This is a genomic window from Bacillus sp. ME78 (assembly GCF_903970865.1).
GTDB classification, from domain to species: Bacteria; Bacillota; Bacilli; order Bacillales; family Bacillaceae_G; genus Bacillus_A; species Bacillus_A cereus.
The window spans coordinates 612843-632838 of sequence record NZ_CAJCKK010000001.1; the positions used below are offsets into that span (position 1 = coordinate 612843).

The following is a 19996-nucleotide window of genomic DNA, read 5'->3' on the forward strand; positions in this document are numbered from 1 at the left end:
AAATGTTCGATTTTTGTTGGCAAATTGAATTGAAAATAGGTATAATAAGATTAGCAATTCAGTTAAGGAGGAATTTTGAATGAGTGATCGTCAAGCGGCATTAGATATGGCGTTAAAACAAATAGAGAAGCAATTCGGTAAAGGTTCAATTATGAAATTAGGAGAACAAGCGGAACGTAGAATTTCTACAATTTCAAGTGGTTCTTTAGCACTTGATGTGGCGCTAGGGGTAGGCGGATACCCACGTGGCCGTATTATCGAAATTTACGGACCTGAAAGTTCAGGTAAAACGACAGTTTCATTACATGCAATTGCAGAAGTACAACGTCAAGGTGGACAAGCAGCATTCATCGATGCGGAGCACGCAATGGATCCTGTATATGCACAAAAATTAGGCGTTAACATAGATGAATTACTATTATCACAGCCTGATACAGGGGAGCAAGGATTAGAAATCGCAGAAGCACTTGTACGAAGTGGTGCGGTTGACATTATCGTAATTGACTCTGTAGCAGCTCTTGTACCGAAAGCAGAGATTGAAGGAGACATGGGTGACTCACACGTAGGTTTACAAGCACGTTTAATGTCACAAGCACTTCGTAAGCTTTCAGGAGCAATCAACAAATCAAAAACAATTGCAATCTTTATTAACCAAATTCGTGAAAAAGTTGGGGTTATGTTCGGAAACCCAGAAACAACTCCAGGTGGTCGTGCGTTGAAATTCTATTCAACTGTCCGTCTTGAAGTGCGTCGTGCGGAGCAATTAAAGCAAGGTAACGACATCGTTGGTAATAAAACAAAAGTAAAAGTAGTGAAAAATAAAGTAGCGCCACCATTCCGTGTTGCTGAAGTTGATATTATGTACGGAGAAGGTATTTCAAGAGAAGGTGAAATCTTGGATATGGCTTCTGAGCTTGATATCGTTCAAAAGAGCGGTGCTTGGTATTCTTATAATGAAGAACGTTTAGGACAAGGTCGTGAAAATTCGAAGCAATTCTTAAAAGAGAATACGGACTTAAGAGAGGAAATTGCCTTCTTTGTTCGTGATCATCACGGAATTGGTGAAGATTCTGGTGTGGAAGACACGGAAGATTCAACTCTTCAAGATTAAAAAATAAAAGACACGGGTCCCGTGTCTTTTATTTTTTACCTTCTATTAAAGGGGTATCTATCGTAGTGGTTAAAATATTTTTTTGACTCAAATGGGATGTGTAAAGAGGAATATTCATGCGTTTTAAGGGAATAAAATGGTATTTACTAAGGTTTTCCAGGATAATATGCTATCAATTTTTCAAATTCAGATAACATTCAGGACTGAAGGTAAAGAAAGTAAAAGTAGACAACGCTTGACAATGAAAATTACGATAGATACAATGAGAATGTATATTTTTTCTTATATACGATATACTCTTCTCAAGAAGAGAAGTAATATTCGGAGTAAGGTTTAAAACTTACCGAAATAATAATATGACATTTTAATTGTGAAATGAAGAAAGTCCCTTAAAAAAGCGGGACGACGGTCTTTGCTGTATGTTGTAATTTAATGTACATGCCGACAGTCTTTTTTCATTCATAGCAAGGGGAGGTGAAATCATGAGTAGTACAGTTTGGATACTCATCTCCATTTTGCTTGCAACAACAGTCGGTGCAGTTGTTGGCTTTTTTGTTCGAAAGTCTATTGCTGAAGCGAAGATTAATGGTGCGGCTAATGAAGCGAAACGTATTCTAGACGAAGCGAATCGTGAGGCTGAAGCACTTAAGAAAGAAGCGCTTTTAGAAGCAAAGGATGAAATTCATACACTTCGTACAGAAGCTGAATTAGAAATTCGTGACCGTAGAAGCGAATTACAAAAACAAGAAAATCGTTTAATGCAAAAAGAAGAGAACCTTGATCGTAAAGACGAAACGCTCGATAAACGCGAGCAGCAGTTAGAGAAGAAAGAGGATTCTCTTGTAGCGAGACAACAACAGATTGAAGAGTTGGAAAGCAAAGTGGGAGAGTTAGTTCAAAAGCAACAAACAGAATTAGAGCGCATTTCCAATCTGACACGCGAACAAGCGAAAGCAATTATTCTTGGTAAAGTAGAAAATGAAGTTTCTCATGAAATCGCTGTTATGGTAAAAGAAAGTGAAGTTCGCGCGAAAGAAGAAGCGGATAAGAAAGCAAAAGAGATTTTATCTCTTGCAATGCAAAGATGTGCAGCTGATCATGTTGCTGAAACAACCGTTTCGGTTGTAAATCTTCCAAATGACGAAATGAAGGGACGTATTATCGGGCGTGAAGGTCGTAATATTCGTACGTTAGAAACGTTAACGGGTATTGACTTAATTATCGATGATACACCAGAGGCGGTAATCCTTTCTGGATTCGATCCAATTCGTCGTGAAACAGCTCGTATCGCTCTTGATAAACTAGTACAGGACGGACGTATTCACCCAGCGCGTATTGAAGAGATGGTCGAAAAATCAAGACGTGAAGTGGACGAGTATATTCGTGAAGTCGGAGAGCAAACAACGTTTGAAGTGGGTGTTCATGGATTACACCCAGATTTAATTAAAATTTTAGGTCGTTTAAAATACCGTACAAGTTATGGACAAAACGTCTTAAAACACTCTATGGAAGTTGCATATTTAACTGGACTTATGGCAGCAGAGCTTGGCGAGGATGAAAAACTAGCAAGACGTGCTGGTCTATTACATGATATCGGAAAAGCGATTGACCATGAAGTAGAAGGTAGCCACGTTGAAATTGGTGTTGAACTCGCAACGAAATATAAAGAGCATCCTGTAGTTATAAACAGTATCGCATCTCACCATGGTGACACAGAACCAACTTCTATCATTGCAGTTTTAGTTGCAGCAGCAGATGCTTTATCAGCTGCAAGACCGGGAGCTCGTAGTGAAACGCTTGAAAACTACATTCGTCGTCTTGAAAAGTTAGAAGAGATTTCAGAGTCTTATGAAGGCGTTGAAAAATCATTTGCAATTCAAGCAGGACGTGAAGTTCGTATTTTGGTAAAACCAGATACAATTGATGATTTAGAAGCTCATCGTTTAGCTCGTGATATCCGAAAACGTATTGAAAATGAACTGGATTACCCAGGACATATTAAAGTAACTGTTATTCGTGAAACACGTGCAGTGGAATACGCAAAATAAAGTGGTGAAACACCACTTTATTTTTTTGTGTTGGAATTGGATAAAATAAAGACAGTTAGTTATATAGCGTAAAAGTGAAACAAACTTATAATAAACATATTATAAGGAATTTCCTTAATGCTATAGCAATAAAAAATGCAGTACATAGAAAGGGTAAGACATATGAGAATATTATTTGTTGGGGATGTAGTAGGATCTCCTGGTAGAGGTATGATTCAACAATACGTACCGGCATTAAAGAAAAAATATACACCTACAGTAACAATCATTAATGGAGAAAACGCAGCAGGTGGCCGTGGGATTACAGAAAAAATATATCGAAACTTTTTAGAATGTGGGGCGCAAGCAGTTACACTTGGAAACCACGCTTGGGATAATCGTGAAGTATTTGAATTCATCGATGATGCAAAATATCTTGCAAGACCAGCTAACTTCCCAGAAGGAACTCCAGGAAAAGGACTTATCTTTGTGAACTGTAATGGAACAGAAGTTGCAGTTATTAACTTACAAGGACGTACTTTCCTTCCTCCGATTGATTGTCCATTCCGTAAAGTGGATGAATTAATTAATATTGCGAAAAAACGTACGAATATTATCTTTGTTGATTTCCATGCGGAGACTACAAGTGAAAAACAAGCGCTAGGTTGGTATGTAGATGGGCGTGCTACAGCAGTAGTAGGTACGCATACGCATGTCCCTACAGCAGATAACCGTATTTTACCAAGCGGAACAGCATACATTACAGATGTTGGGATGACAGGGCCATATGACGGAATATTAGGTATGGACAGAGAAGCAGTATTGAAGAAGTTTTTAACAAACTTACCAGTACGATTTGAAGTAACAAATGGCAGAACGCAATTAAGTGCAGTGTTAATTGATGTGGATCCAAATACAGGAAAAGCAAAGAAAATTGAGCGCATTTTAATTAATGACGATCAACCATTTTTTGAGTAAATTTCCGTTAAATTTTAGATAAGTTATTATATTTTAATTTTTTAGAAAAATTACGAAAATTTAGCAGGAATACGCGCCATTCCTCGTGAATATAAGTTAAAGTGAAATAATTGCTAATACTTTTTAAAGAAACGAGGAGGAAACGCGGAATGGAAATATTAAAAGTTAAAGCAACGTCGGTCCCTAATTCTGTAGCTGGTGCACTTGCAGGTGTTATTCGCGAACGCGGAACAGCAGAAATTCAAGCTATTGGTGCAGGTGCATTGAACCAAGCGGTAAAGGCAGTAGCAATCGCAAGAGGATTTGTAGCGCCTAGTGGTTTGGACCTGATTTGTATCCCAGCGTTTACAGATATTATGATTGATGGCGAAGAGCGTACAGCAATAAAATTAATTGTAGAACCTCGTTAAGTTTTAAACAACCTGTTTGCAGTATGCAAACAGGTTGTTTTTATAATGGAGGAATGAAAATGAAAATTTTTGATGCTCATTGTGACGTGCTTCTTCAGTTATGGAGTGCACAAGGGAAAAGGAATTTTAACGATGATTCACAATTACATATTACATTTGAACAGTTAAAGAGAAGAAAAGGAAGTATACAATGTTTTGCCATATATGTACCAGAAACAGTGGCATATGAAAACCGATTTGAAGCAGCATTACAAATGGTAGATATTTTTTATAATGAAATTTTATCCCTATCGGGTGTAAAGTTTATTCAGACAAAAGAGGATATTAACATGTTAAAACAGGACGAGGTTGGAGCGATATTAACACTAGAAGGATGCGAAGCAATTGGAAAAGAAGCAATGAAATTACGGTTGTTGTATCGCCTAGGAGTACGTTCTTTTGGACTAACATGGAATTATGCCAATCTCTTAGCTGATGGTGCGCTAGAGACACGTCGGGCGGGTTTAACGAATTTTGGTAAACAGGTTGTACAAGAACTGAATGCGCTACATGTATGGACTGATGTGTCTCATCTGAATGAAAGAAGTTTTTGGGATGTTATAGAGATTGCAAAAAATCCTATTGCTTCCCACTCAAATTGTATGAAACTTTGCGAGCACCCACGTAATTTAAACGATGAACAACTTAAAGCTCTTATAAAGAAAAATGGCATGATCGGTGTCACTTTTGTACCGCAGTTTCTAACGAATGAAAATGAAGCAAATATAACAGATATAGTAAGACATATCGAATATATTTGTTCATTAGGTGGAGAGTACAATATAGGATTTGGTTCAGATTTTGATGGGATTTTAGAAACAGTTGTAAATGTATCAGCTTATCGAGATTATGAAAATGTAATGAATGAGCTTTGTAAACACTATTCTGCATCTACTGTAGAGCGATTTTTATATGAAAATTTTGTTGAACATATAAGCTTTTAAGATTTTTGTTTTAAAAATACAGAAAACTCAGAATTAATTCATTTGATTTTATTGCTTTTTTTAAGACCTAATACTAGAATGAAAAACAAAATAGCTTTATACTAAAGATTCAGGGAAATCAGAAGAGGCATAATTTGCGTCCGTTGTAGTTTATTTGCATAAAAAATGCTAAACTATTACTGTAAAAAAATACACTACAATGAATGCAGCCAAAAGGGGTGTAGGAGATGATTAGTCAACTTTCATGGAAAGTTGGAGGCCAACAAGGTGAAGGAATTGAAAGTACAGGAGAAATCTTCTGTATTGCATTAAACCGATTAGGATATTACCTATACGGTTACCGCCACTTCTCATCACGTATAAAAGGCGGCCATACAAATAATAAAATTCGTGTAAGTACAACAGAAGTACGCGCGATCTCAGATGATTTAGATATTTTAATTGCTTTTGACCAAGAAACAATTGATTTTAACTTCCACGAACTACGTCCAGGTGGAATTGTAGTTGCGGATGCGAAATTTAATCCAACAATACCCGACAATACAGATGTAAATCTATATGTGATACCGTTTACAGATATTGCTTCAGAATTAGGCACATCATTAATGAAAAACATGGTTGCTGTTGGAGCATCAAGTGCAGTATTAGGATTAGACGAAACAGCTTATTTAGATGTTGTTGAAGAAATCTTTGGTCGTAAAGGAGAGCAAGTCGTTCAAAAGAATATGGACGCAATTAAACGCGGCTCTCAATATATGAAAGAATTACTAGGTGAGAAAGTAAACATGATGCAGCTTGAAAAAGCTGATGGTAAAAAACGCATGTTTATGATTGGAAACGATGCAATCGCATTTGGTGCGGTAGCTGGTGGTGCTCGTTTTATGTCAGCATACCCAATCACACCTGCATCAGAAATTATGGAATACTTAATTAAAAAATTACCGAAAGTCGGCGGAACAGTAATTCAAACTGAGGATGAAATTGCAGCTTGTACAATGGCAATCGGCGCAAACTATGCTGGTGTTCGTACATTAACTGCATCTGCTGGTCCTGGTCTGTCATTAATGATGGAAGCAATCGGTTTAGCAGGTATTACAGAAACCCCATTAGTAATTGTTGATACACAACGTGGTGGTCCAAGTACGGGATTACCAACGAAACAAGAACAGTCTGACTTAATGGCGATGATTTACGGTACGCATGGTGAAATTCCAAAAATCGTAATGGCGCCAAGTACAGTTGAAGAAGCTTTCTATGACATTGTAGAAGCATTTAACTTATCTGAAGAATATCAAGTTCCTGTTATTTTCTTAACAGATTTACAGCTTTCGTTAGGAAAACAAACAGTAGAACCACTTAAATTAGATAAAGTGGAAATCCGTCGTGGTAAGCTTGATTTAGAAGCAGAATTACCAGAACGTGAAAATAAAGCATACTTCAAGCGTTATGAAGTAACTGAAGACGGCGTTTCGCCGCGTGTTTTACCTGGTATGAAAAATGGTGTTCACCATGTTACAGGTGTAGAACATGATGAAACTGGAAAGCCATCGGAATCAGCAATAAACCGTAAAGATCAAATGGACAAACGTTTCCGTAAAATGGAGAACTTGAAGTTTAATACCCCTGTTTATAAAAATGTTAAGCATGAAGAAGCAGATGTATTGCTTGTTGGATTTAACTCAACTCGTGGTGCGATCGAAGAGGCAATGACGCGTTTAGAACAAGAGGGTATGAAAGTAAACCATGCTCATGTGCGTTTAATTCACCCGTTCCCAACAGCTGAAATCGATCCACTTGTGAAAAAGGCGAAGCGTGTTGTAGTAGTAGAAAACAATGCAACAGGTCAGCTTGCTAACATTATGAAAATGAATCTTGGTAATGGTGAGAAAATTTCTAGTCTTTTAAAATATGATGGAAACCCATTCTTGCCGAAAGAGATTTACAACGAATGCAAAAAAGGGGTTGTATTAAATGGCAACATTTAAGGACTTTCGTAACAGTGTAAAGCCAAACTGGTGCCCAGGTTGCGGAGACTTCTCAGTGCAAGCTGCAATTCAACGTGCAGCAGCTAACGTTGGCTTAAATCCAGATGAACTTGCTGTTATTTCTGGTATCGGCTGTTCAGGCCGTATTTCAGGTTATATTAATTCATATGGTGTGCATAGTATTCATGGTCGTGCCCTTCCAATTGCACAAGGTGTGAAAATGGCAAATCGTGATTTAACAGTTATCGCTTCAGGTGGTGACGGTGATGGATTTGCGATTGGTATGGGACATACAATCCATTCTATTCGTCGTAATATCGACATTACGTACATCGTAATGGATAACCAAATTTACGGGTTAACAAAAGGGCAAACTTCACCACGTAGTGAAGCGGGATTTAAAACGAAAAGCACACCACAAGGTTCAATTGAACCATCACTAAATGTAATGGAAATGGCTTTAACAGCTGGCGCGACATTTGTGGCGCAAAGCTTTTCGAGTGATTTAAAAGAATTAACACAAATTATTGAAGCTGGTATTAACCATAAAGGATTTTCATTAATTAACGTATTCAGTCCATGTGTTACTTATAATAAAGTAAATACTTACGATTGGTTTAAAGAGAACTTAACGAAACTAAGCACAGTAGAGGGATATGATCCATCTAATCGCATGATGGCTATGCAAACGTTAATGGAAAATAACGGTTTAGTAACAGGTTTGATTTATCAAAATACTAAGCAACCATCATATCAAGAACTTGTTAAAGGCTATAGTGAAGAGCCTTTAGTGAAATCTGATTTAAATATGGATCAGAAAATGTTTGATGAGCTTGTTGCTGAATTTATGTAATGTAAGAAGAGGAGGTTGCCGATTTGGCAACCTTTTTATGTGCAAAAAATATAGGGTAGTTTTATTTACTTAGAAAATTCAGAATGGTAAAATAATATGTAAATCGTTGTATGAAAATGGCAAGTTCATTGCTTATGAAATGTAAGATAATAAAGGGCCTCTGAATTGTTAAAATTGGCGAAACACGTCATACTATGGTAATGTTTATAGGGATAAAGCAATATGCTTTTGGGTAGGACAACAAGAAATGATAAAAAGGGAATGTCTATTTGCGTGGGGAAGACTTCATTCTTATGAATGATTAGATTGATTACTCAAGTTTCAAAGGACAAGTTATCTCCAAGCTATCTAACCATTTTTGAGGTGAGTCTAAGCGCATTAAAATGGACTATAGAGTGTGTATAGTTAAGGGTGAAAGGAGATTACCGATGAACGAGCAACAACGATTAGCAAGTCAACAAGCAAATTCCTCTACGAAAAAAGAAGAGAAAGATTATAGTAAATACTTTGAAAGTGTATATCAACCACCTTCCTTAAAGGATGCGAAAAAGCGCGGGAAAGAAGAAGTTAAAATTGAACGGGATTTTGGATTACCTGAAGAGTTTCGCAATTTTGGTACAGGCCGAAAGTTCTATATTCGTACATATGGTTGTCAAATGAATGAGCATGATACGGAAGTAATGGCAGGTATTTTCACAACACTTGGATATGAACCAACTTTTTCAACTGAGGATGCAGATGTAGTTTTATTAAATACTTGTGCGATTCGTGAAAATGCTGAAAATAAAGTGTTTGGTGAACTAGGCCATTTAAAGTCACTCAAACGAAGAAATCCGGACCTTTTAATTGGTGTATGTGGTTGTATGTCTCAAGAAGAATCTGTTGTAAATAAAATTATGCAAAAAAATCAGCATGTAGATATGGTGTTTGGAACGCATAATATTCATAGATTACCGTACATTCTAAAAGATGCGATGTTCTCGAAGGAAACGGTAGTTGAAGTATGGTCAAAGGAAGGCGACGTAATTGAAAACCTTCCGAAAGTACGTCGTGGTGATATTAAAGCTTGGGTAAATATTATGTATGGCTGTGATAAGTTCTGTACGTATTGTATTGTACCGTATACACGCGGAAAAGAGCGAAGTAGACGTCCAGAAGATATTATCCAAGAGATTCGTCATTTAGCTGCAAATGGTTATAAAGAAATTACGTTACTTGGACAAAACGTAAATGCATATGGTAAAGACTTTGAAGATATAGAATACGGTCTTGGCGATTTAATGGACGAACTTCGTAAAGTTGATATTGCCCGTATTCGTTTTACAACGAGCCATCCACGTGATTTCGATGATCACTTAATTGAAGTGCTTGGCAAAGGTGGCAACCTAGTAGAACATATCCATTTACCAGTTCAATCTGGAAGTACAGATATGTTGAAAATTATGGCGCGTAAATATTCACGTGAGCATTATTTAGAACTTGTAAGAAAAATTAAAGAAGCAATTCCAGATGCAGTATTAACAACAGATATTATCGTTGGTTTCCCAAATGAAACAGATGAGCAATTTGAAGAAACGATGTCGTTATATCGTGAAGTAGGATTTGATACTGCCTTTACATTTATTTATTCTCCTCGCGAAGGTACACCAGCTGCAAAAATGAAAGATAATGTACCGATGGAAGTAAAGAAAGAACGTCTTCAACGCTTAAATACACTAGTAAATACGTTGGCAATTGAAAAGAATAGTCGTTATAAAGGTCAAATTGTAGAAGTGTTAGTTGATGGGGAAAGTAAAAATAATCCGGAAGTACTTGCAGGTTATACTCGTACGAATAAACTTGTAAACTTCGTCGCTTCAAAATCTTTAATTGGTCAGCTTGTGAAAGTAAAAGTAACGGAAGCAAAAACTTGGTCTCTTAACGGGGAATTAGTTGAAGAGCCGATTGAGGTGAAATAATAGATGAAAGTATATTCGAAAGATGACATTGTTGAACAAGCGAAAGAATTAGCAAAAATGATTTCTGAAACAGAAGAAGTTGATTTTTTTAAGAAAGCAGAGGCGCAAATTCATAAAAATGAAAATGTAAAGCGCGCAATCGATGAAATTAAAGCACTGCAAAAACAAGCAGTAAACTTGCAGCATTACGGGAAGTGGGAAGCTTTAAAAAAGGTAGAAGCTGAAATTGATGCATTGCAAGATAAGTTAGACAGTATTCCAGTCGTACAAGAATTTAAATCTTCACAAACATACGTAAATGACTTATTACAGTTAGTTGCTAGTACAATTTCTAACAACGTAACAGATGAAATATTAATTTCAACTGGTGGCGATGTACTTAAGGGTGAAACTGGCGCAGCGGTAGAAAGTAAAAAAGGAAATTGTGGTTGTTAAAGAGATGTCATATTGACATCTCTTTTTTTTTAGTTGATTAAACGTAAGTTCTTCTCAAAAAAAGAATGACACATTCCGCTATTGTCACGCATATGATTAAGTGAATAGTGATTGAGGAGGGTTACGAATGTCCGAATTTAGAGAGATTATTACAAAAGCAGTGGTTGGAAAAGGACGTAAGTATACAAAGTCAACGCATACATGTGAATCGAATAATGAACCAACAAGTATTTTAGGGTGCTGGGTAATTAACCACTCGTACGAAGCAAGAAAGAATGGGAAACATGTGGAAATTGAAGGTTTCTATGATGTGAACACTTGGTATTCATTTGATGGAAATACAAAGACTGAAGTTGTAACAGAACGCGTGAACTACACGGACGAAGTCAGCATTGGTTATCGTGATAAAAACTTTTCTGGTGACGATTTAGAAATTATTGCTCGTGTTATTCAGCCACCAAATTGTTTAGAAGCGCTTGTATCACCAAACGGTAATAAAATTGTTGTAACTGTAGAACGTGAATTTGTAACAGAAGTAGTTGGAGAAACGAAAATTTGTGTAAGTGTAAATCCTGAAGGCTGCGTAGAATCAGATGATGATTTCCAAATTGCTGATGATGAATTTGAAGAATTAGATCCGAACTTTATCGTTGATGCAGAAGAAGAGTAATAGAAAGCTAGGGAGAAGTTCTTCCTAGCTTTTTACTTTACATAAGTGGCGCTGAATGAACATGATTCTTTATGAAATATGTTATAATGAAGATAGACTCCTGAAATAGGAGATATGGATGTCCGTGAAATGTGACATATATGAAAATTGATTACTATGTAAGAATTATGGAGGAAAAGTATGACGCAATATACCCCTATGATACAGCAATATTTAAAGGTTAAGGCAGACTATCAAGATGCCTTTTTATTTTTCCGATTAGGCGATTTTTATGAAATGTTCTTTGAAGATGCCGTTAAAGCAGCTCATGAGCTTGAGATTACATTAACGAGCCGAGATGGTGGCAGTAGTGATCGTATACCGATGTGCGGTGTACCCCATCATGCAGCTAAAAACTATATTGAACAACTTGTTGAAAAAGGATATAAAGTTGCTGTTTGTGAGCAAGTGGAAGATCCAAAAACAGCTAAAGGTGTAGTGCGCCGTGAAGTAGTACAACTAATTACGCCAGGAACGATGATGGAAGGGCGTACAATTGATGAGAAAGAAAACAACTTCTTAGCCGCATTAACACATTTTGAAGATGGATCATATGCTTTAGCTTGTAATGATTTAACGACTGGACAAAATACAGTAACGTTATTGACTGGTTCAGTAGAAGATATTTTATTGGAAGTGTATGCAACTGGTTCGAAAGAAATTGTTGTAGATTCTTCATTTTCTAAAGATGAATTAAATAAATTAACTGAAACGTTAAAAATGACAATTTCATATGAAGATGCAACGGCAATTCCTGAAGGATTAGAACATCTTGTGAAAAATGTTTCGCAAGCAAAGTTAATTAAAGCAATTGGACGCTTATTTAACTATGTGATAAGAACGCAAAAACGTTCATTAGATCATTTACAACCTGTAGAAATTTATTATACGAATCAATTTATGAAAATTGATGTGCATTCAAAGCGAAATTTAGAGCTGACGGAAACACTTCGAACGAAAGAAAAAACAGGATCATTATTATGGCTATTGGATAAAACAAAAACAGCTATGGGTGGTCGTATGTTAAAACAGTGGATGGAACGTCCACTTATTCAGAAAGAAAAAGTTGAAGAGCGTTTAGAAATGGTTGAAACATTTGTAAATGATTACTTCTTACGTGAAGATTTAAAAGAAAAATTAAAAGAAGTATATGATTTAGAACGTTTAGCAGGAAAAGTTGCATTTGGTAATGTTAATGCAAGGGACTTATTACAGTTAAGACGATCTTTACTTCAAGTGCCAGCTATTTTAGAAGCGATTAGTTTGTTAGATAATGCTTATGCAGCAAGGTTAATTCAAGGGGCGGATCCATGTGAGAGCTTAACTGAATTACTAGGAAGAAGTATTCAAGAAAACCCACCGCTTTCTATTAAAGATGGAGATATTATTAAAGACGGTTATAATGACAAGCTTGATCAATATCGTTACGTTAGTAAAAACGGAAAAACGTGGATCGCTGAGCTTGAAAAACGAGAGCGTGATATTACAGGAGTTAAATCGTTAAAAATCGGGTACAATCGTATTTTCGGCTACTACATTGAAGTGACGAAGGCGAATCTTGCAGCACTTCCAGAAGGCCGCTACGAACGAAAACAAACGCTTGCTAATGCTGAACGTTTCATTACAGATGAACTGAAAGAAAAAGAAACGTTAATTTTAGAAGCAGAAGAAAAAATTGTACAACTAGAATACGATTTATTTACAGCGCTTCGTGAAGAAGTAAAAGTATTTATTCCGAAATTACAACATTTAGCAAAAGTAATTAGTGAATTAGACGTACTGCAAAGTTTTGCGACAGTTAGTGAAGAAGAACAGTTTGTAAAACCTGTACTAACAACGAAGCGTGAAATCTTTATTAAAGATGGTCGTCATCCTGTCGTTGAAAAAGTATTGAACGGGAAATTGTATGTACCGAATGATTGTATTATGCCAGAGAAGATGGATGTCTTTTTAATTACAGGACCGAACATGTCTGGTAAAAGTACGTATATGAGACAATTAGCACTTGTAACTGTTATGTCGCAAATCGGTTGTTTCGTACCAGCAACAGAAGCAGTATTACCTGTATTTGATCAAATCTTTACGAGAATTGGTGCAGCGGATGATTTAATATCAGGTCAAAGTACATTTATGGTCGAAATGTTAGAAGCGAAAAATGCAATTGCAAACGCATCAGAAAGAAGTTTAATTTTATTCGATGAAATTGGACGAGGTACATCTACGTATGATGGTATGGCACTTGCACAAGCAATCATTGAACATATTCATGACCAAATTGGTGCAAAAACGTTATTCTCTACGCATTATCATGAATTGACTGTGTTAGAAGAGAGTTTAGATCAACTGAAAAATGTACACGTTTCAGCAATTGAAGAGAATGGAAAAGTAGTATTCCTTCATAAAATTCAAGATGGAGCAGCTGATAAAAGTTACGGAATTCACGTTGCGCAACTTGCAGAGCTTCCAGATAGCTTAATCGCCCGCGCGAAAGAAGTGTTAGCACAACTAGAAGGACAGGAAGAAATTATTATTCCAAAGCGTGTAGAAGTAAAGGTACAAGAAGTTGTTCCAGAACCTGTAGTTGTAAAAGAAGAACCGGCAGAAATACAAGAAAAGAAAGAAGAGACTGAAGAAGAGTCACAACTATCTTTCTTTGGAGGAGACCAATCTTCAAAAAAACAAGACAAGCCTGTGCTTGATCAAAAAGAAAGCGCAGTACTTGCGCAAATTAAAAAAATTGATTTACTTGATATGACACCTTTAGAAGCGATGAACGAATTGTATCGCTTACAGAAGAAGTTAAAGAAAGGATGAGTAAGTAGATGGGGAAAATTCGCAAACTCGATGACCAACTCTCTAACTTAATTGCGGCAGGGGAAGTAGTAGAGCGCCCTGCTTCAGTCGTAAAAGAACTTGTGGAAAATTCTATCGATGCGAATAGTACATCTATTGAAATCCACTTAGAAGAAGCTGGGTTATCGAAAATTCGTATCATTGATAACGGTGATGGTATTGCAGAAGAAGACTGTATCGTCGCTTTTGAACGCCATGCGACGAGTAAAATTAAAGATGAAAACGATCTGTTTCGCATAAGAACACTCGGTTTCCGCGGTGAGGCATTGCCGAGTATTGCCTCTGTTAGTGAATTAGAATTAATTACTAGCACAGGTGATGCGCCTGGTACACACCTCATAATTAAAGGTGGAGACATTATAAAACAAGAGAAAACTGCGAGCCGAAAAGGAACAGATATTACAGTACAAAACTTATTCTTTAATACACCAGCGCGTCTTAAATATATGAAAACCATTCATACGGAGCTCGGGAATATTACAGATATCGTGTATCGTATTGCAATGTCACATCCAGAAGTATCGTTAAAACTGTTTCATAATGAAAAGAAATTGCTTCATACATCAGGTAACGGTGATGTAAGGCAAGTACTTGCATCGATTTACAGTATTCAAGTTGCGAAGAAGCTTGTTCCAATTGAAGCTGAATCTTTAGACTTTACAATTAAAGGCTATGTAACATTACCAGAAGTAACAAGAGCATCTCGTAATTATATGTCAACGATCGTAAATGGTCGTTACGTTCGAAACTTTGTACTAATGAAAGCAATTCAGCAAGGATACCATACATTACTGCCAGTCGGCCGGTATCCAATTGGCTTCTTATCGATTGAAATGGATCCAATGCTAGTTGACGTTAACGTACATCCAGCGAAGTTAGAGGTTCGTTTTAGTAAAGAACAAGAATTGCTAAAGCTGATCGAAGAAACATTGCAAGCTGCATTTAAAAAAATACAGCTCATTCCAGATGCAGGCGTAACAACGAAGAAAAAAGAAAAAGACGAAAGTGTGCAAGAACAGTTCCAGTTTGAGCATGCAAAGCCGAAAGAACCATCTATGCCGGACATTGTTTTACCAACTGGCATGGATGCAAAACAAGAAGAACCGCAGGCTGTGAAACAGCCACCACAACTGTGGCAATCGCCGAAACAAGAATGGCAACCACCACAGTCGCTCATAAGAGAAGAGCAAAGTTGGCAACCATCCACTAAACCGATAATCGAAGAACCAATTCAAGAAGAGAAATCGTGGGACAGTAATGAAGAGGACTTTGAACTAGAGGAATTAGAAGAAGAAGTTCGGGAAATAAAAGAGATTGAAATGAACGGGAATGACTTACCACCACTTTATCCAATTGGACAAATGCATGGAACATATATTTTCGCTCAAAATGAAAAAGGCTTATATATGATTGACCAGCATGCCGCGCAGGAACGTATTAATTATGAATACTTCCGTGATAAAGTAGGAAGGGTAGCGCAAGAAGTACAAGAGTTACTTGTACCGTACCGTATTGATCTATCTCTTACTGAATTTTTACGTGTTGAAGAACAGTTAGAAGAACTAAAAAAAGTCGGGCTATTTTTAGAACAATTCGGTCATCAATCCTTTATCGTCCGCTCGCATCCAACATGGTTCCCGAAAGGACAAGAAACAGAAATTATCGATGAAATGATGGAGCAAGTTGTTAAACTAAAAAAAGTTGATATTAAAAAGTTACGTGAAGAAGCAGCCATTATGATGAGCTGTAAAGCATCCATTAAAGCAAATCAATATTTAACGAACGATCAAATATTTGCTTTACTTGAGGAACTTCGTACAACAACAAACCCATACACATGCCCACACGGAAGACCGATTCTTGTGCATCATTCTACTTATGAGTTGGAGAAGATGTTTAAGAGGGTTATGTAGAGTGAATAAAATTACTTTTCAAAAGGGAGCAACATTTACTGTTGCTCCCTTTTAATATGTAGATTTAATTGTTAAACGAAAATAAGGTGGAGTAATTTTGCAGTTTATTTCTTGGTTGCGTTAGCTTAAATTTATCTATGTATAAAAAAGCGCTGTATACAGCACTTTTTAAAAGGTGCATGAATTGTATAATAAAGATTTCTACATTACTAACCAAATAACTATGCATGGCCAAATGTTGCTTCTTATTTGGCTAATTGTTATAAGGATCTATACAATTATTTATTTTTATTATTATTGATTTTTTCAGTGTATAGAACTTGCTCTTTATAGTGCTTCTTAATTGGAAAGTTATGTGTACCTGTCCCGTTCTTGAATTTTTTGTCAATGGGGTTCTTTAGAGGAACTGTTGTAGTTTCAGTAAATTCATATGGGTAATTTATTTTAGATTTATCTTCAAACATGAAAATGCCTCCTTTTAGGATCTCCTAAATTCTTTACTATAACATGATATGCATATAGATATTTTTTGGACTAGTTATTTATATAGGTTAATGGAATTTAATTACATAACTACTGAAACATTTTAAAGGAAAACAATTTGAGAAAGAAATGGTATGAATAGCTGTTGGCTCTTATTGTTGTTTTTTTGTTTGACAGCACAGTGAATTATGTATATAAATTCAATATAGATTGTTTTTATAATATGGTTTATATGGGATTTTCCTGATAATATAATGTGGAATATTATAGTGTTATTAGGTTATTAGGAACATTTAATGCTGTTTCATAACTGAAAGGGAATTGAAAAAAAACTGAAACTTTTCTCATAAAAATTCAATCTAACTTGAAAAATGAAAGGAAAATGAAATTTTCCAAAAGATATTCTTTGTTAAGATAAAAAGCATACATACAAAAAGTATTGACATATCTTAAAAATGTATTTTCAAGATATAGTGGGGGAAAAGATGAGATTAGAAAAACAATTAATAAAAAAAATGTATTATGAAACATTCCTAATGGAGAATGAAACAAAACCAACTCTTGACGTACTTGGACAAGCTTATGTAAACGAAGAAAAAAATGAGATTTCTGATGGGTCTTATATTCGTTTTGCACAAGGTGAATTTTATTATCGTCATCAAGATTTTGAATCAGCTATTTTTAAATGGGAGAAGGTTAGTAATGAATTAGCACCATGGGCACAAAAAAATATTGCGGATGCTTATTTCGAACTTAATCAGTTATCATTTGCTGAAAATATTTATACTTCTATTACCACTGATAATAAAATATTGATGACCGAAATTAGACTACAATTACTTTCTCTTTACATTGAGCAAAATAATTTTGAATCAGCTTTCGGTGTTATTAAAGAAGCAGTTTCTTTAAATCCTGATTATCCGAATGTCACAAAAATTGCCCGTTCCTTTTATGAGGAACAGCAAGATTTTGATAGTGCAGTAGAGCTTGCTGTGAATGAGTTAATTCGCATAGAATCGTATCCTTGGTTTGAGGTGTTAAAAGGATATATCGATAAAGGGTTTACTAAACATATTTCACCAGACTATTTTTATGATGCATTAGCTACATTAAATAATGTAGATCAAGTACAATTTACGCAAATGGTTTCATCACTCTGGAACAGTTATAAAAATGAAAAAAATTACTTATTGTGGCTTAACACAATAAATGAATTTTTCTTACATATTGAAATACATTCGTCCGATATATGGAACAAAGTTTCTGCTCTTTACGAAGAAACGTACTTTGCATTAATTCAAGGTCAATATACGCTTAGACAATTAAATGATATCATACCAAATCTGTTAGCAAATTGGTTAAAGGTAGTCAATCCATCTTATGCTGTATTTCCATCTGCAGCTGTATTGGCATGGGATGAGATTTTCCCTTCCAAAATAGATTCAGCAAATATAGAACATGCGGAAAACTTACTGTCACATTCTATTAATCATGTAAATGGCTTAGAGTACAGCTTACACCTTTTTGAATCTATTACACAATGGGCACAAAAGCACAATATAGAAATAGGTCACCGATTTAAATGGCTAGTTGACGAGCTCGCAGATTTAAGAACAAATCGTATTTTAGTAACGGGAACTTCAGGAAATGGAAAAACTACATTTATTAACTCTATATTAGGAGAAAATATATTAGAAAAATCAATTTCAAATATAGTAGTTTTAAAAAATGATGCTCATATAGAAATAAACGCTATAACAGACTCAGCAATTACAACAACGGAAGATGTCTCTGATTACCATAATATGATGTCTCAGCACCATCAAACATATAGAGATAGAGCGTGTGTTGAATTTAAATTACCATGCAGATTTTTAAATGAAAATAAACTTACATTTGTAGTGACACCTGGCTTTAATAGGAATAACGACACTAGAGATGAAATATTCGAATATTTAAATTCTGTAGACGAATTACTATTCGTATTGAATGCGGATTCACCTTTTACTGATAAAGAACGTGACATTCTATTAAGTATTCAAGAACATACGCCAAATTTACAAATTCATTTCTTATTAAATAAAATCGATAACATTTACAGTGAAGCAGAAGTGAAAAGGGTATTACATGATACGGCAACGAGAATAAACACATATTTCCCGCATGCGAGAATTTTCCCTTATTCTTCGTTATATACAAGTAGTCAACAATTAAATGATTTAACTGAGTTTATTCATTTTAACTTTAATCATAAACATATAGATGCAGAACGTACTGAAAAGTTATTATATTTCATTCGAAAAACAATTACATATCTTTTGGATAAACGTGTTGAGAAAGAAAACAATCTAGTGGATGCTATTAATTGGAATGAAGATATGCTAGTGAAACTAAACGGTAGCATTAATAACCTTACTGCATTTGAGCGGGAAAAAATTCATCTCATTACACAATCATATCGTTCAATGAAAACTGAAATTACAAATGATCTTACTGAAAATATTCCGAAGATATTAAAGAGCTGTTCTAATTTAATTAGTGAAGAAAGTGATTTCGGGCACATGGATACGGAACTAAATAAAGCAATGAATGAAAGAGTGCATAAATATTTAGAACAAACTGTATTACCTAATCTTGCTCTTTCTATGCAAAATTGGATTGCAACTTCTAATAATGAGCTTCTTCAAAGTCAAACGTATTTAGAAGAACTTAGTGAAGGGCTTAATTCACTATTTGGAGAAAATAGAATACAGTTAGAATGTGACTTTAAAGTGCTTGATGACTGGCGCAGAGATACTGACAGGATGACGACTAGAATACAAATGGATGAAGTAAATATTTTACGTCGATTTACGCCAGCACAATTTTTACTGAAAAGTGCCGGTAAATTATTTGGAGTTCTTCCTAAAAATAAATCTATGCTATATAACAAATACAAACAGTATGTAGAAAATGAAGATTATACTGAGGTAACGGCTTCTATTATGAAGAAATTTTTCTTGCAATTTGAGCTGTTTGAAAACACACAAGAGCGAGATATTAATATATTCTTTAGGAATCCATTTAACTCCTTAAAGCAAGCTGTAGAAAACACGCATATAGAAATACAAGAAAAACAAGAGATATTACATAAGATGAAATCAAATCCTGAAATCTATCATGATTCTATCATGCTCTTTGAATTGAGATTGCGTCAATGTGAAGTAATTTTAAATATTGGTAATGATAATACCTATACGGATGTAGCTTTAGAAACAAGCGTAGAATAAAAGAAAAAGGGAGCAACTGTAATAAGTTG

At 35.4% G+C, this 19996-nt stretch carries 14 protein-coding genes; 13 read left to right on the forward strand and 1 reads right to left on the reverse strand.

Annotation, left to right across the window (positions count from 1 at the left end):
• Positions 1–79 precede the first annotated feature (79 nt).
• The 12 genes from recA to mutL all read left to right on the forward strand — a co-directional run bounded on the left by recA (position 80) and on the right by mutL (position 16215).
• Complete coding sequence (gene recA, locus H6481_RS03295; RefSeq protein ID WP_001283854.1) at positions 80–1111, forward strand: recombinase RecA; 1032 nt, start codon at positions 80–82, stop codon at positions 1109–1111.
• Between the two features lie 482 nt (positions 1112–1593).
• Complete coding sequence (gene rny, locus H6481_RS03300) at positions 1594–3159, forward strand: ribonuclease Y (protein WP_000099769.1); 1566 nt, start codon at positions 1594–1596, stop codon at positions 3157–3159.
• 162 nt (positions 3160–3321) lie between these two features.
• A complete protein-coding gene (locus H6481_RS03305) occupies positions 3322–4116 on the forward strand; it encodes a TIGR00282 family metallophosphoesterase (RefSeq protein WP_001221095.1) in 795 nt (264 codons plus the stop codon).
• Positions 4117–4265: 149 nt separating this feature from the next.
• Entirely contained in the window at positions 4266–4526 is a 261-nt protein-coding gene (gene spoVS / locus H6481_RS03310) for a stage V sporulation protein SpoVS (protein ID WP_000404341.1), read from the forward strand.
• A gap of 59 nt (positions 4527–4585) precedes the next feature.
• Positions 4586–5509: a dipeptidase gene (locus tag H6481_RS03315; protein WP_000688049.1), complete on the forward strand. Its 924-nt coding sequence runs from the start codon at positions 4586–4588 to the stop codon at positions 5507–5509.
• A 227-nt stretch (positions 5510–5736) separates the two neighbouring features.
• Positions 5737–7494 carry a 2-oxoacid:acceptor oxidoreductase subunit alpha gene (locus H6481_RS03320; RefSeq protein ID WP_000625417.1) on the forward strand — a complete coding sequence of 586 codons (1758 nt, stop codon included), beginning with the start codon at positions 5737–5739 and terminating at the stop codon, positions 7492–7494.
• Entirely contained in the window at positions 7481–8347 is an 867-nt protein-coding gene (locus H6481_RS03325) for a 2-oxoacid:ferredoxin oxidoreductase subunit beta (RefSeq protein ID WP_000190155.1), read from the forward strand. The genes H6481_RS03320 and H6481_RS03325 overlap by 14 nt, the downstream gene beginning before the upstream one ends.
• A 428-nt stretch (positions 8348–8775) precedes the next feature.
• Positions 8776–10305: a tRNA (N6-isopentenyl adenosine(37)-C2)-methylthiotransferase MiaB gene (gene miaB / locus H6481_RS03330; RefSeq protein WP_001005391.1), complete on the forward strand. Its 1530-nt coding sequence runs from the start codon at positions 8776–8778 to the stop codon at positions 10303–10305.
• A gap of 3 nt (positions 10306–10308) precedes the next feature.
• Complete coding sequence (locus H6481_RS03335; RefSeq protein WP_000870460.1) at positions 10309–10740, forward strand: RicAFT regulatory complex protein RicA family protein; 432 nt, start codon at positions 10309–10311, stop codon at positions 10738–10740.
• A gap of 127 nt (positions 10741–10867) precedes the next feature.
• Positions 10868–11410 carry an outer spore coat protein CotE gene (gene cotE, locus H6481_RS03340; protein ID WP_001288799.1) on the forward strand — a complete coding sequence of 181 codons (543 nt, stop codon included), beginning with the start codon at positions 10868–10870 and terminating at the stop codon, positions 11408–11410.
• A gap of 180 nt (positions 11411–11590) precedes the next feature.
• On the forward strand, positions 11591–14263 hold the full coding sequence (gene mutS / locus H6481_RS03345) for a DNA mismatch repair protein MutS (protein WP_000195993.1): 2673 nt from the start codon (positions 11591–11593) through the stop codon (positions 14261–14263).
• 8 nt (positions 14264–14271) lie between these two features.
• Positions 14272–16215 (forward strand): DNA mismatch repair endonuclease MutL, encoded by a 1944-nt coding sequence (gene mutL / locus H6481_RS03350; RefSeq protein WP_078994035.1) that lies wholly within the window; start codon positions 14272–14274, stop codon positions 16213–16215.
• Positions 16216–16493: 278 nt separating this feature from the next.
• Here mutL and H6481_RS03355 read toward each other — a convergent pair whose 3' ends face one another.
• Positions 16494–16679 carry a hypothetical protein gene (locus H6481_RS03355; RefSeq protein ID WP_000461138.1) on the reverse strand — a complete coding sequence of 62 codons (186 nt, stop codon included), beginning with the start codon at positions 16677–16679 and terminating at the stop codon, positions 16494–16496.
• A 504-nt stretch (positions 16680–17183) separates the two neighbouring features.
• Here H6481_RS03355 and H6481_RS03360 point away from each other — a divergent pair.
• Positions 17184–19967 carry a dynamin family protein gene (locus H6481_RS03360; protein WP_001235332.1) on the forward strand — a complete coding sequence of 928 codons (2784 nt, stop codon included), beginning with the start codon at positions 17184–17186 and terminating at the stop codon, positions 19965–19967.
• Positions 19968–19996: the final 29 nt, after the last annotated feature.